We start from the raw sequence: 14,119 nt of genomic DNA, 5'->3' as shown, positions 1-14,119 counted from the left end.
TCAAAAAACCGAAGTCAGAATTGGATGTGCCATTCTCAACCGCCTGGCTCAAATAGGTATGCCGGTGTCATATAAGGTTGCTGTCTAATCATCAATTTATCAGGGGATGCTGTATCTTTACAATCTTTGCGCAACAAAGCCACGTTATAATGAAAAGCGGTAATTAGTATGTGTGAGTTTATAAGCCCTTGAACCATAAACAGTAAAAATGGAAATTCCTATACTATCAAACTATTTGGCGCTATTGCCCATACTGGCTTTGCCCATTTGTTTCGTCTATTTTCCATCGGCTTTTTTCCCAATCCAAATGCCTTATCCCAAAACCACTTCAAGCTTTTGCCCAAAACAAACGGATTGCCTCCCAATTCATTGGGATTTTCCGGCAATCATAATGGATTATGGCTTATGACACAGTGATTATCTCGTAATCACATTGTCTTTTGCCTTAAGGCACATATGAATTACCTCGTAATCACATTGTCTTTTGTCTTAAGACACATGGATTGTCTCGTAAATACATTGTTTTTTGCCCTAAGACATATGGATTACCTCTCAATCACATTAGATTTGCTCAAAAACATATTGTTTTAGAACGTCCATCGTCCAGTTATCCGTTATAAATCAATTTTTGAGCCCTAATAACCGCCTATTGAGCCGTCTTTTTGGTCTTTTTGGGTCTTGTTCCTTCGGTTTTGGAGACAAATTCGCTGATTTTTGCACTGTTAGGCCCGTATTTGGCCTTGGCGTACCGGAGCAGGGAAGCGTCGGTAAGTCGCCTGCCGGTGCTGCGCTCCAGGGTTTTCTGGAAATGGGGGCAGTCTCGGCAGCACTGGTGCAGGCGCTCCCGGATGTCCCTGGTCTGTCCGTCTAGGCAAACCCTGGACCCGGAAAGCCAGCAGTAATCTTCCTGGTTCTTTTTAACTGGGCAGTCTTCCCTGGTGCAGTGGACTTCTTCCCAGCATTTTTTGGTCATCGATCCCTTACTATCCGATCCGCCGGCCCTCCCCCGCTGCCGTCTATCTCCTGATGCCACCCGTTCTCCAGCCCCATCTCATCCAGCCAGTCCAGGGCCTGCCGGTATTCTTCGATGGTCAAACAGCGGTCTATCTCCGGCAGGGCGGAGGTTTGATGGGCGGGAAAGTACTGGGCCATCAGAGAAAGATGAACTAAAGGAGAAATTTCCTGAGCTAAAAATGTCAATGCTTCCCTGGTCTGGGAAAGCCGGTTGGGCAGGACCAGATGCCTAACTATCATTCCCCTTTGAGCCAGACCGTTTTGGCCGGTTTGGAGTTCCCCGACCTGGCGCCACATTTCCTTGAGAGCATCGCGGCAGACCGCGGGATAGTCCGAAGCCTGCGAGTATTTTTTAGACGCTTCCGGGTCGCAGTAGCGGATATCGGGCAGGTAAATGTCCACCACGCCGTCCATAAGTTTTAAGGAATTTTGGGAATCGTATCCGCTGGAATTGTAGACCAGAGGCAGGTTGAAGCCCTGCTCGATGGCTCTAGGCAGAGCCAATAGAATCTGGGCCGTCATATGCGAAGGCGTGACGAAGTTGATGTTGTGGCAGCCCCGCTCCTGCAATTCCAGCATCATCCCGGCCAGGCGATCAAAAGACACTTCCTGTCCCTGTCCCAGTTGGCTGATCGGCCAGTTCTGGCAGTAAACGCAGGCCAGGTTGCAATTGGAAAAAAATATGGTGCCCGAGCCTTTGGCGCCCGAGATGGGCGGTTCCTCGCCCAGATGAGCATTATAGCTGGAAACAATGGGCAACCGGCCGCTGCGGCAAAAGCCTTTCTGGTTCTCCATTCTGTTCACGCCGCACTGCCGGGGGCACAATTGACACGAAGCCATGAGGCCTCGGGCTTCCTGGCTTCTGGTCTTAAGCTGTCCTGAACGGTGCAGGCGGATGTAAGCCGGTTCAAACCTCACCGGTCAAATATAGCAAAGAAACGGCGCAAAGTCAAGGCGAAGTACGGCCGACATACATAAGACGATTAGGTATGCCGGTGTCATATAAGGTTGCTGTCTAATCATCTATTTATCTGGGGATGCTGTATTTTTACAATCTTTGCGCAACAAAACCACATCAATATGAAAAGTTAAATACCTTTTAACCGTCGGCGCATTTTTAGAAGTCAGGGCTAAAACGAATGTTTTATAACCAAAACTGGAATCAGAGACATGAATTACAAAATTCGTCAAAGAATCTCCCGGCAATATCTTCTTGGTCCATTTAGTGGGGCCATAACAATACCCGGCACTGTCGCAAAATATCGGCGGCACCCCTAATGTTGATAAGCTGTCGGGGAAACTTAAGTAAGTTGAATCGGCCACGGTGCCAATATTCTTTATCTTAAAACCGAATTCCGCAGTGCTGTCTTTATTCACCGTTTTGACGGTCTCCGGCGCGGTCAACGTAAAATCGTAGGCCGGCAGCGATAGGCTTAGCCGGGCCGACTGTAGCACTTCTTTGGTGGCATAGCTTTGGACAAAGGCCGCCAGGTGCAGCCGGTTCATGTTCCATCCGGAATCCGGAGCAATGGAACCATCCTTGGTGAAGGTTGTCCCGTAATTTAAGGCAATGGACGTCCCCTGGTAATCGGGAATGATCTGCCGGGCCACGAACCGGTGCAGGTCCAGGCCGTTGGGCGCATTATAGGTGACGGAGTCTTCCATCACCACCAGCAAAAGCCGCAAGTCGGTCTGGATTATGTTTTGCTGGGGCGTTATCTCCAGATGATAATCTATGACGCCGTTCTGCGCTTGACCGCTTAGGTTGATTGAAATAGGGCTTTTTAAAAGCAGGCGGTTGCTGAAAGCTGTTTTATAATCCTGATAAGTCCTCTCATACTCTACTGCGCCACCCAACAAAGACAGACCGTCGCAAACCATTACCGGCGGGGCGTCGATACCGTAGAAAGCCGCCCGTAGATCGGCTTGGTTAAAAATAAATGGATCGGCACTTCCCGGAACTGTAAAATGGTATTCTACCAAAGTTATGTCAGTTCCCGATTCCATAGCTAAAGCCCAGGCAGCGCTATCGGCCACGGGACAGTTCGTGCACCAGGTAGTGGTAAAAAGCTCTAATAAGACCCTCCGGGGAACGCCGGCCTGCTCCCCGGCCTTTTCGGAGGGGGTCGGCAGCTTCTTCCCGCATCCGCCCAGGACCGCCAGCAGAAAAAATATTATTATATTTTTCTTCGTCATTCGATCATTTTGATTCGGGTGTAGCCAGGGTGTCACCAAAAGCCGGGCGCTGGATGATTTTCTTTATCTCTTCTTCCAGCATCAACTCATCTCCGGGCTTATATCCCAAGTGCCGGTAAAGAATGTTTCCCTGCTGGTCCAAGATGAACAGACCGGGGACATCGGTCAGGCCAAAGGCCTTCATGGCCTCCTGTTCGGGATCAAGAGCCACCGGCAAAGTTATCTTTTTCCCCGATATCAGCGACTTGACCTTCTGCCGGTTTTTGGCTTCATCAATACTGACCGCCAGAAAGCCTATTCCGCTGTCGGCATAAACCTGATGCAAGTTTTGGAGGTGTTTCAGTTCCTCCTGGCAGGGATGGCACCAGGTGGCCCAAAAGGAGATCGCCAAAGGGCCTTGCTTCAACAACTTTTCCAACGATATTTTTTTACCGTCAGTTGTCCTGAATTTCAGGCTGCCGGTGATCCCTGAGCATTCCGTCCCAAAAACCGCCGTGACCAGCCCCAGGCAGATGATAAAGGTTTTTATTATTCTCATCTCACCAATATCAGTTTTTTAGACTGTCTTCCTTCGGCAGTCTGCAGGCTGTAGAAATACACGCCGGTAGCGGCTCTTCGCCCCTGATTATCGGTGCCGTCCCAAATCAACTGGTATCTCCCTGGATTTTGTTTTTCATCCGCCAGTTTTTTCACCAACCGGCCGGTAATGTCATAGATATTTAATTTCACCGGCTGGGTTGAAGATATCTGGTAACTGATAGCAGATGTTTTGCCGGAGGGGTTGGGATAAGCATTGAATAGTTGAATGGATACCGGTGGGGCGTTATTGACCGGTTCTCCCTCTACCCCGGTTTTCAGGTAGCCGTCAATGGCTATATCGTCCACCGACCAGCCCTTGGCCACATTCACGGTGTCGGTGCTAAGCCTGAACCTGAGCCGGAAATATTTCTTGTTGTTGCAGTAATTGGTAATGTCCACCTTGCGGGCCTGCCAGGAGCCGGCCGAGCCGTTGTACCCCGTCACCAGGGTGCTCCAGACAGCGCCGGCGCTGTCGGTAGCAACGTCGGGGCGGCAGAAATCCCCGGCTGCAACATCGTATTTTTCATACCAGGTCAAAACGGCCGATGAATAACCGGTCAGATCCAGCGGGTTCAGCATCCTGATCCAGCGGTTCTGCTTGTTGGCATAATTAATATTCTTAGCATTGGTGATGCAAGTATTGGGGCTATGGTATTCCGCAGTGGTGGTGTCCCAGTCTATACCGGCGGTATAGACGGTGGAGCCGGCCAGCCAGTTGCCCAGCCCGCTTTCAAAGTTTTCGGTGTAGGTCGTTACCGGAGTGCCAACCATAAACTTCACCGAATCTTCATATACGATAACAGTATCATTCAGGTTCGGGTAATATACTTCATTGGATATTTTGATCGTCACCAAATGGCCTTCGGGCATATCGGCATTCGGCAATACCTGAAACTCGAAAGGGGTTGTTTGATTATTGACGGTATCCCCTTCGGACATGGTGCCGATGTTGAATACTCCATTGGTAATGTTAATAAAAGTATCGGTGCTGGTAATGCTTACTTTGGCCCCCTGAACATCAGCCCATTTGCTTTTGACCCAAACCGCAATAGTGCCAGTCTCCCCCGGTTCGTAAAAGTCGTTATTGTTCCCGGTCGCTTCCGATAAAACATTGTTCTCCGTTATAAGGCAAGGCCCAATGGATGATTGGGCGGCCTGCACAATCAAATGGTCATCGGTCTGGATGAAAGCGGCAAACATGCAATTACCAAAAGCCCACCCCTGGCCTATGTTGAAATTCTTAACTATAGCAATACTATCCCCTGCCGGAATTGAGACAGCTTCACCATTGGCATCGGGGATCATGTCCCGAACCAGAAAATCTATCTCACTCATAGTTTGCCACGCATAAGGAATACCCCTTTCCAGGGCAACGAATTGTAAGACTCCGTTTTGGGTCACTCCTGAAGTATTTCTGATTTTTATTAAAAGATTCCCGCTCTTGGCCTGGTCATCATAACTGATAAATGATAGTCCCATTTCATATGGGCTCGATATTGTTTTTATACTATCAAATCTTACCCGGAAAGTATCATAAGTGCCGGCTCCAAAACTTCCGACTACGGTTGAAGGGGAACTGGTATATCCACCGCTAAAAAATACTGTCGGATAAAACTCTAAGTTGTAATAGTTAGCCCGATCAACTGAGGGTAAGGTCTGAAAAGGGTCTGACGCTGAGGGATGGTAGGCGATGACCACTAATGAATCCTTCGCCACCCGATAGAGGCTGTCCAACGCCTTGGCAGCATCAGGGCAGTAGCTACACCAAGTAGCCGTGAAATCCTCGGCCACCACCACCCTCTGGCTGGCGTTGAGATTTGCTGACGCTGTCAACAGGACAATAAAAACAGCTGCGATCGTTTTCAGGTTTTTCGTTTTCAGGTTTTTCATTTTGGCTCCTTTTCTAACTTATGTTTTTTACACTTTCAGCAGTCGTAGTAAAGTTCGTATTCATAGGGATGCGGCCTTGAGGCCAGGGCCTCCGACTCCTCGCTCTTGAGCTGGATCCAAATGTCTATCAGGTCCTGGTTGAACACTCCGCCCTGCAGCAGGAACTGGTGGTCGCGGCGCAGAGCTTCCAGAGCCTCGGGCAGAGAAGCGGGCAGGGTCGGTATCTTTTCCAGGTCCTGCTTGGACAGGCTGAACAGGTCCTTGTTCAGCGGTTGGCCCGGGTGGATTTTATTCTTGATGCCGTCGATCCCCGCCATCAGCATGGCGGCAAAGGCCAGATAGGGGTTGCAGGTGGCGTCGGGAGGCCGGAATTCGTAGCGCCTGGTCTTGGGATCGGTTAGATAGCCGGGGATCCTTACCGCCGCAGTGCGGTTGCCCACCGAGTAGGTGGATCTGACCGGAGCCTCGTAACCCGGCACCAGCCGGCGGTAGGAATTGGTGGAGGGATTGGTGAAGGCCAGCAGGGCCGGGGCGTGCTTCAACAGTCCGCCCAGATAATGCAGGGCCAGCTCGGACATGTTCACCAGCCCGCCCTTTTTGTAGAACAGCGAGCTGCCATCCTTGGCCAGGTACTGGTGGACGTGCATCCCGCTACCAGGCTCGCCGAACAGGGGCTTGGGCATGAAGGTGCAGGTCAGCCCGGCCTGGAAGCAGGCATTGCGGACGATGTATTTTACCAGCATGGCCCTATCGGCCATTTTGGTCAAAGTGTCAAACATCACTTCTATTTCCATCTGGCCGGCCCCGCCCACTTCGTGATGGTGGTATTTCACCGGCACCCCGCACTGTTCCATGGTCTTACATAGCGAGGAGCGGAAATCAAAAAAACGGTCATGGGGCGGGGCGGCATGGTAGCCGCCCTTGTGGGCAATCTTGTTCCCCAGGTTGGGACCTTCGTCCCGGCCGCTGTTCCAATGGGCTTCCCGGGCATCCACTTCAAAATAACTGTGCTGGGCCAGGTTCCGGTAACGGACCGAATCAAAAAGGTAAAACTCAAACTCCGGTCCCCAGAAGCTCTGGGGAGCGTATCCGGTTTTGATCAGATGCTGCTCGGCTTTTTCCGCGATATAGCGGGGATTGCGGTCAAACTTTTCTCCGGTGGCCACGTCTATCACGTCGCCCAGAAAGGTCAGGGTAGGGAGCTGGGCAAAGGGGTCCATAAAACCGGTCTTCGGGACCGGGATCACTATCATGTCCCCGGCCTTGACCTGGGTAAAGCCGGCCACGCTGGAACCGTCGAAGCCTGTCCCCCGGCCGCGCTGAAAAAGATCCGGTTTCAGTTCGTGGGAGGGAACCGTGATCTGGTGCCATTTGCCCAGCAGGTCCACGAATTTTACCGCCACGAATTCCACCTTGTTCTTTTGGGCCACGGAGAAGATCTGCTTTAAGGTCATTTTTGTCTCCCGCTTTTTTTTAAACTTAAAAATGGGTATAACCCTGGTTTTTTAATTTTTCGGTTTTGCCGTTTTGGGAAATAATGTTGACCTGGGCGCCCTTGACCACCTGTCCGATTATGGCGCAGGCGGTACCCTGTTTTTGAATCATGGCCTTTGCCTTTAAGGCTTCAAGGGGCGGCAGGGTGAAAAGCAGTTCATATTCTTCCCCGCCGTAAAGACAATATTTTTGGGGATCCCGTCCCAGCTTTTGCCCGATGGCGATTGCCTGAGCGGCCACCGGCAGGGCTCCCTGGTCTATGATGACGCCGACTTTGCTGGACTGCGACAGGTGGTGCAGCTCCGAGGCCAGCCCGTCCGAGATGTCGATCATCCCGTGCAGTTTAAAATTGTCCGCCAGTATCAAAGCTTCCCGGACCCTGGACTGCGGCCTGAGATGCTTTTCCGCTATTTTTTTATTTTTTATTTTGAATTTTGAATTTAATATGTCCAGTCCCGCCTGGCTGGCCCCCAGATCACCGGTGACCAGCACCGCATCGCCAACTTTGGCGCCGGAACGCAACCCTATATTTTCGGGATGGCATTCTCCCAACAGGGTCAGGGTTATAGAGAGTTCCCGGCTTTTGACGATATTACCGCCGGCGATAACCACTCGGTGTTTTTTTGCCAGTGTTTTCATTCCGGCATATAGCTGATCTATGGCCCTGATACTTGTTTGGGAGGGAAGAGACAGCGAGGCTAACGCCAGTAAAGGTTTCCCCCCCATGGCCGCTATGTCGGAAAGATTGGCCGCCATGGCCTTGTAGCCCAAGTCGTAGAAAGAGGTATATCTCAAATCAAAGTGGACCCCCTCCACCATGGCGTCGGTGGTGGCGGCGCAGGCCTGGCCGGGGGATATTTTGAACAATGCGGCGTCGTCGCCTACACCCAGCAATACCCGCCTGTTTTTAGGGATACTTCCCGCCGTTTTTTTAATCCGTTTGATCAGGCCGAACTCACCTATGTCGGATATTTTTTTTGCCACAGAGCGGTGTACTGAGTTTATCAAAGTGACACAAAGACAGAGAGTTTTATGGTAAGATTTTTTTTCAACTTTTATAACGTTTCCAACCCATTCGTTCTTAGGGCATGTCAGCTTTTGCTCAGGGCAGGCCATTTTGAACGTTTCAAACATAATATTCCGGACGTCTATCGCGAAACAGTTGGTTCAGCGGGGTCGCCCTCTTATTATCCGCTACTTTGGGGTCGATGTCAATCACTCTGACGGCTTCACTTTCACCAGCGGCCGAGGCCAGAATGCTTTGATCCGGGCCGGCCATGATGCTTTGCCCGATGAAATGCAGATCGTGCCGCCCTCGCTTTTCCCGGCCCACCCGGTTGGCGGTGATGGTAAACACCTTGTTCTCCAGCGCCCGCACCGGCATGGAACGGGGGCAATGCGGCAGAACCAAATTGGCCGGATGACAAATTATCTGAGCCCCCTGTAGGGCCAGGCTGCGGGCGGCTTCCGGGAAGAACCAGTCGTAGCAGATCATCATGCCGATCCTGGCCTGGCCGGCGGAGAAAACTTTGAATCCGGTATCGCCCGGGGCGAACCACTTTTTCTCGTTCCAGAACAGATGGGTCTTGCGGTAGATGTCTGATTTTCCCGAATAGCGGATCAGGATGGCCGAGTTGTAGATCTTGTTCCCGGACCTCTCGGCGAATCCCGCCACCAGAATGGTTCCGGTTTTCTTGGACAGCAGTTTCAGGGATTTTATGGAAGGCCCATTGACCGTTTCCGCCAACTGCCGGACCTCGTCCTTTGAGACAAAATTGTAACCGGACAGGCACAACTCCGGCAGCACCAGCAGGTCGGCCTTGACTGAAGTGACCATCCGGTTTATGGTCTGTAGATTCTTGTTGACCTGCCCGAAAGCAGGGTTGAATTGCACGAAGCCGGCCTTCATTTATTCCTGTACGGACACGGCGTGCCGTGTCCCGACATTAGAGATTTCAGACATTGAACTTAATATTGATCACATCCCCGTCCTTGACCAGGTATTCCTTGCCTTCCTGCCTAACATAGCCCTTTTCCCTGGCGGCTGCATAGGAGCCGGATTCGGTCAGGTGATCATAGGAAACTGTCTCGGCCCGGATGAATCCCCGTTCCAGGTCGGAGTGGATGGCCCCGGCCGCCTGGGGGGCCTTGGTGTTCATCGGAATAGTCCAGGCCCGGCACTCGTCCTCGCCCACGGTGAAAAAGGAGATCTGACCCAACAGCCGGTACGAGGTGCGGATCATCTTGTTCAGGGCCGGCTCGGAGATCTTCATCTCAGCCAGAAATTCCTTGGCCTCCTCGTCCGACATCTGGGCGATGTCCATCTCGATGGTCCCGCACAGAGCGGTGGCTTCGCCGCCGCAGGCTGCGGCCAGGGAATTCTGCAGGGCGGCGAAATCTGTTCCTTCCTCATAATTCAACACCGGCAGCCGCGGCTTCTCGGTCAAAAGCTGGAAACTGCGGAGGGCTTTGGATTCTTCCGGGAACAGATCCAGCGCGTGCAAAGGCTTTTCGGCCTCCAGCTGGACCCGGCATTTTTCCAGTATCGCCAGTTCCTTCTCCAGCTCCGGCCGCTTTACTTTTTTGATATCGGTCTTGACCCGCTCGATCCGCCGCTCTACCAGGGAAAGGTCCGAAAGAAGCAGCTCGGTGGCTATGGTCTGGTAATCATCCACCGGGGTTGGGGCGCCGGAGACATCGGCGAACCCGCGCAGCACCAGGATCATGGCGTCCATCTTCTGCATCTGGGTCAGGAACTCGGTTCCCAGCCCGCCGGAATCGGAACCCCCCTTGGCCATGCCGCCGATGTCCACGTAGGTAATGGTGGCTGGCACCTTCTTCTTGGGGTTGAACATGGCGGTCAGCTTGTCTAACCTGGGATCCGGCACTTTGACTACGCCCAGGTGGACGTCGCAGGCGGATTTCGAGACAGCGGACTGAGCGTGTCGAAGTCCTGTCGAGAAACCGCCCACCTTGATACAGGATTTAGTCAAAGCGTTGAAGATGGTGGTCTTGCCCGACCGGGGCAGTCCCATGATGCCTAATTGCAAAATATTTCCTTTGGTTGATTTATTGATGCCAGCAAATTAGTTCGGATATTACAAGTCCTAAAATTTTATTTTATCACAATATAATGCCGCATTCAAGCATAAAACAAAGCCCCGAATAATTGGCGGGCAGTGATGCTTTGTCAAAAAGGTTAGAAATAGGTGTAGCAGACAGGCTTGTTTTGGACCCTGAATATCCGGTCCACCGTATTCAGGTAGGCCGGGTCGGAGATCCGGGCCAGGCCGTACCGGTGCAGGGTCTTGAAATCCACCGCTCCCATCAGCAGCGAGGAGAACTCGGAAACGTCTAACCAGACCTCCACGTCAAATTCCGGTTCGTCTGTTATCGTCAGGGCGCCAAATTCCACCTGCGCTACCAGCTCGCAGGCATTGGCCGGCAGGAAATTGTCGGCGATGTTGAGCTTCAACTTGCAGTTTTGTTCCCCGAAATTATGGCCCGGCATCTCCTCCAGCAGTTTCCTGACGGTGAGCGCCCGGTACATCATCCCGTAGCCTGCCGTGGCGGTCTGCTGGAACAGCGGCGGGATCATGTTCTCCGAGCCGTCCCGGATGTCGCCGAACAGCCAGTTCAGGTGCTCGTCCTGGGTGATGAAGACGATCTGCTTGATCTGGTCAGCCTGGCTATGCAGGAAGGTCATCAGCTCCATCAGGACCTCCGGGTCCTGGTAAACCAGCTCCCGCACCACCATCTCGGTCTGCAGGAAATTGGCGTCGGCCGGCCTGAAGGAAAATGCCAGATACCCCAACACCTGGTCGGCCTTTTTATAACCATAGACTTTGGACTCCGGGCTTTTCAGCAGGGTCTCGGCCTCGGCCTGGGTCTTTTCCATCATCCCGTGGCTCTCCCGCCCAAACTGCCGGGCGCAAGCCAAAAACTCTTTGAGATCGCCGGTTTCCAGACGCTTGACATGACTCTTGGTATTACCCTTGGGCAACTGGTCTGGCCGGGTTTTGAACTGGCAGGCCCGGGTGCCATAGCCGAACCCCATCTTTTTGTAAAAATCCGGGCGGAAGGGATAAAGCGCCGCCAGGTTGTATCCCTTCTGGCGATAGTGTCCCAGAAAGTAGGCAATCATCTCCCGGCAGATTTTTTCCTTCTTGTGGAGCAGGTCCACCGCCACCATGCCCACCCCGCCGGCCTTGATCTGGGTTTCGTACATCTGCAGATTAAGGTCGTGCAGACGCATCCCGCCCAGCATCTTTTCGTCGCGGAACAGTCCCCAGAAGCTTATGCCGGGGTCGTCTTCCTGCTGTTTTACCAGCCGTTCTTTTAGCTTCTGTTTGTCCTCGGGCGAAACGATCTTGAAGCCGGGATAGGCCTCGGCCACTATGTCGACATAGCGTTCAAGGTCCTCTTCAAACAGCCGTCTTATCTGGCTCATACTGCTCCCTGATTTTTGATTTTATAGGAAATGACTGTCCCATTGGTTCAGGAAAACGACCTCTTGAATTGTGTTAAAACAATATGATTGATTGCGTTACACGCTTGCTAGTGTCATACCTGCGAAGGCAGGTATCCATAGGTGGTTGTACTGGATTCCCGCCTGCGTGGGAATGACAAGTCCTTGTGTTTTATATTAGTCACGAGCATCTTTTCACACTTCCCTCGTAATTAACTTTTGGCTCCCTGAACGAAGGGGACTATCATTTTATAAGAATTGGCCACAAAAAAGCACAAAAGCGCAATAACGTTACTACCTAATAACGTTAAACGTGATTATTTTGTCCTTTGCGCCTTTTGTGGTTAAATGTCCCGTATTTCTTGAAGAAGTTGAGCCTCACCCAGCCCCAATTGAGCCAAAGGTGGACCGCTGCAACTATGACCATGGCCAGACCCGCGTAGATATGGAGTTCCCCGGCGGCCTCGGCATTCTCCAGCAACCCGGCAAAAGCCAGCACCCCGGTCACCGCCTGGATGGCAAACAACACGAACAGCGCCAGATTCAGCCATTTCAGCGTTTTCTGTTTATTCATGATAACCTACATTTACTGTTTACCGTTCATTGTTCATTGTCAATTGTTCACTGTTAGAAGCCTCTGTCTTTCAGTTCCTCAAAGCTGATCCCCCGCTGGGCCAGGCCGTCGTAGGAAAAAAGCACGATGTCGTTGATGCCGGCCCGCCGCAGTTCCCGGGTCTTCTCCATGATCCCCTCCATGCTGTCGCGCCAAGCTCCCAGCCCCACGTAGACCCGGCCCGCCCCTTGGTAGCGTATGGATTTCCGGGCCAGCCGCAGCACGGTGGGGGTGTCCTGGGAATAATCCATCAGCACCACGAAATCCACCCAGCGGTTCAAGAGCCATGATGGCCAGTCCTGACCGAAATCCAGCCGGGCTTCGTCAGGGTCGGGCTTGACCGCGGCCGAGAGTTTCACCCAGGGATTGAACTTGATGATGTCCATCTTAAGCTGGGAGACCAGGTCCGAGATGTTGTACATCCGCCACAGGTACCAGGTATCCCAGTAGGGCTTTAAGGCCGGGTCCCCGGTGAATAAGGCCATGGGGTCCACCTTATACTGGCTGTAAAAGGCGTTGCGGCTGGAAAGGTCGTAGGAATAGTTGAGATTGCCGTAGCGCACATAGTCCAAGTGGATGCCGTCCACGTCGTATTTGAAAAGGATCTCCCGCACCAGTTCCCTTAGATACTGCTTGACCTCGGCATTGGCCGGGGAAAGGAAGATCCCTTCCAGATTTTTGTTGGTCAGCTCCCGCTGGCCGTAATCCTTGAGCGAGCGGCCCTCGCTGTCGGCGGCAAACCAGCTTTTGTTCCTGAAATAAACATGCCTTCGGTCCCGGGGTGTCTGATCGGAAGACCAGATGAAATAGACGTTGATCCAGGCGTGCATCTTGATGCCGTAAGCCTTGCACTCCTTGAGCATCAGGGCCAGGGGATCGAAGTCCCTGGAGACGCAGGCGGCGGTGGGCAGGGTCCGGGAATTGTAGTGGGCCTCGCCCTTGGCGAAGAACTGCACGAACAGGTGGTTGATGCCGGCCTGGTGGGCCGAGCGGACGATCTTCTTGACGCTGGCCGGAGTGGTCAGGGAATAGCGCACCACCCACATGCCCTTGACTTGAGAAAAGGCTGATGCAGGAAGGAGTATTAATGCTAAAGTGAGAAAATATAAGTGTTTTTTGCAAGAAAGCATGAATTGTTGAAAAGTATTTATCGTTGTTGTAATCATACAATAAAAACAAAAAAGGCGCAAGGTATTATTTGCCTTGCGCCTCATTCTAAAACGGCGTTTTAGATTTTACCGGTATTTGACAAGAATAATCTTTAATAAAGGTATTATTCTCATGGTAGTTCCTTTCTCCTGACTTCGACACTTATTTCTCGCTGGCGACTGTAACCTATTGGTATTTCGGCAAGGATTTCAGCATCTCTAAATGTAGTGCCCCAGAGAAAATAATACTTGACAAGCGGGCTTGTTTGTGCTATAATCCGGCATGTTTGTACGAGTCAAAGAAAAAGCCAACGGCAAGAAGGCGATTCAGATTGTTGAGACCTATCGCCGCGGGGACAAGGTCCATCAAAAGATCGTCCGCCATATCGGCCAGGCCGTTACCGATACCGAAATAGAAGCCCTCAAACAACTGGCCCAAGCCATCCTGGTCGAGGTGGAAAACCAACGGCAGCCGGTATTGCCCCTGGTGGCGCCCGAAGACATCTACGGATCATCCAAGCCCAAACAGGAAACCGCCGACACGGTGGTGGTCAAGAATCTACGCGAGGAGCAGCGGATCATCGAAGGTATCGGCGAGGTGTTCGGCAAACTATACGATGACCTGGGGTTTGGCAACATCCTCGGTTCCCGCCGCGCCGATGAGCGATGGAACGGCATTTTGAAGAGCTGCGTCCTGGCCCGACTGGCCAACCCGGC

Annotated in this window: 13 protein-coding genes; 1 reads left to right on the top strand and 12 read right to left on the bottom strand. The window is 52.2% G+C overall.

Going from position 1 to position 14,119, the window contains the following annotated elements:
- Positions 1–646: 646 nt before the first annotated feature.
- From HY768_05670 to HY768_05615, 12 genes are all read right to left on the bottom strand, one after another.
- A complete protein-coding gene (locus HY768_05670; GenBank protein ID MBI4726698.1) occupies positions 647–973 on the bottom strand; it encodes a hypothetical protein in 327 nt (108 codons plus the stop codon).
- The gene (locus HY768_05665; GenBank protein ID MBI4726697.1) at positions 970–1,932 is read right to left on the bottom strand and encodes a radical SAM protein; all 963 of its coding nucleotides are present in this window, start codon (positions 1,930–1,932) and stop codon (positions 970–972) included. Before HY768_05665 ends, HY768_05670 begins: the two co-directional genes overlap by 4 nt.
- A gap of 105 nt (positions 1,933–2,037) precedes the next feature.
- Positions 2,038–3,210 carry an Omp28-related outer membrane protein gene (locus HY768_05660; GenBank protein MBI4726696.1) on the bottom strand — a complete coding sequence of 391 codons (1,173 nt, stop codon included), beginning with the start codon at positions 3,208–3,210 and terminating at the stop codon, positions 2,038–2,040.
- Positions 3,211–3,214: 4 nt separating this feature from the next.
- A complete protein-coding gene (locus HY768_05655) occupies positions 3,215–3,748 on the bottom strand; it encodes a TlpA family protein disulfide reductase (GenBank protein ID MBI4726695.1) in 534 nt (177 codons plus the stop codon).
- Complete coding sequence (locus tag HY768_05650; protein MBI4726694.1) at positions 3,745–5,679, bottom strand: T9SS type A sorting domain-containing protein; 1,935 nt, start codon at positions 5,677–5,679, stop codon at positions 3,745–3,747. The genes HY768_05655 and HY768_05650 overlap by 4 nt, the downstream gene beginning before the upstream one ends.
- Before the next feature lie 35 nt (positions 5,680–5,714).
- Positions 5,715–7,133, bottom strand: a complete 1,419-nt coding sequence (gene glnA, locus HY768_05645; protein ID MBI4726693.1) for a type I glutamate--ammonia ligase — start codon at positions 7,131–7,133, stop codon at positions 5,715–5,717.
- Between the two features lie 25 nt (positions 7,134–7,158).
- Positions 7,159–8,157 carry a thiamine-phosphate kinase gene (gene thiL / locus HY768_05640; GenBank protein MBI4726692.1) on the bottom strand — a complete coding sequence of 333 codons (999 nt, stop codon included), beginning with the start codon at positions 8,155–8,157 and terminating at the stop codon, positions 7,159–7,161.
- Positions 8,158–8,299: 142 nt separating this feature from the next.
- Complete coding sequence (locus tag HY768_05635) at positions 8,300–9,082, bottom strand: acyltransferase (GenBank protein ID MBI4726691.1); 783 nt, start codon at positions 9,080–9,082, stop codon at positions 8,300–8,302.
- Positions 9,083–9,128: 46 nt separating this feature from the next.
- Positions 9,129–10,223 (bottom strand): redox-regulated ATPase YchF, encoded by a 1,095-nt coding sequence (ychF, locus tag HY768_05630; GenBank protein ID MBI4726690.1) that lies wholly within the window; start codon positions 10,221–10,223, stop codon positions 9,129–9,131.
- 149 nt (positions 10,224–10,372) lie between these two features.
- Positions 10,373–11,623 (bottom strand): GNAT family N-acetyltransferase, encoded by a 1,251-nt coding sequence (locus tag HY768_05625; protein ID MBI4726689.1) that lies wholly within the window; start codon positions 11,621–11,623, stop codon positions 10,373–10,375.
- A gap of 325 nt (positions 11,624–11,948) precedes the next feature.
- The gene (locus tag HY768_05620; protein ID MBI4726688.1) at positions 11,949–12,215 is read right to left on the bottom strand and encodes a DUF4405 domain-containing protein; all 267 of its coding nucleotides are present in this window, start codon (positions 12,213–12,215) and stop codon (positions 11,949–11,951) included.
- Positions 12,216–12,268: 53 nt separating this feature from the next.
- Complete coding sequence (locus HY768_05615) at positions 12,269–13,300, bottom strand: family 10 glycosylhydrolase (protein MBI4726687.1); 1,032 nt, start codon at positions 13,298–13,300, stop codon at positions 12,269–12,271.
- Between the two features lie 385 nt (positions 13,301–13,685).
- Between HY768_05615 and HY768_05610 the strand changes: the two genes are divergently transcribed.
- A partial coding sequence (locus HY768_05610; protein MBI4726686.1) for a hypothetical protein occupies positions 13,686–14,119 on the top strand: 434 nt, incomplete at its 3' end.

Source organism: candidate division TA06 bacterium (assembly GCA_016208585.1).
Taxonomy (GTDB): domain Bacteria; phylum Edwardsbacteria; class AC1; order AC1; family EtOH8; genus UBA5202.
The sequence above is the reverse complement of the archived record's forward strand: the minus strand, read 5'-3'. Positions and strand labels throughout refer to the sequence as shown.

Coding starts and splice junctions, on each gene's coding strand:
- glnA (MBI4726693.1), bottom strand. CDS start 7,133: ATGACCTTAAAGCAGATCTTCTCCGTGGCCCAAAAGAACAAGGTGGAA.
- HY768_05635 (MBI4726691.1), bottom strand. CDS start 9,082: ATGAAGGCCGGCTTCGTGCAATTCAACCCTGCTTTCGGGCAGGTCAAC.
- HY768_05650 (MBI4726694.1), bottom strand. CDS start 5,679: ATGAAAAACCTGAAAACGAAAAACCTGAAAACGATCGCAGCTGTTTTT.
- HY768_05620 (MBI4726688.1), bottom strand. CDS start 12,215: ATGAATAAACAGAAAACGCTGAAATGGCTGAATCTGGCGCTGTTCGTG.
- HY768_05660 (MBI4726696.1), bottom strand. CDS start 3,210: ATGACGAAGAAAAATATAATAATATTTTTTCTGCTGGCGGTCCTGGGC.
- HY768_05670 (MBI4726698.1), bottom strand. CDS start 973: ATGACCAAAAAATGCTGGGAAGAAGTCCACTGCACCAGGGAAGACTGC.
- HY768_05625 (MBI4726689.1), bottom strand. CDS start 11,623: ATGAGCCAGATAAGACGGCTGTTTGAAGAGGACCTTGAACGCTATGTC.
- HY768_05655 (MBI4726695.1), bottom strand. CDS start 3,748: ATGAGAATAATAAAAACCTTTATCATCTGCCTGGGGCTGGTCACGGCG.
- HY768_05615 (MBI4726687.1), bottom strand. CDS start 13,300: ATGTGGGTGGTGCGCTATTCCCTGACCACTCCGGCCAGCGTCAAGAAG.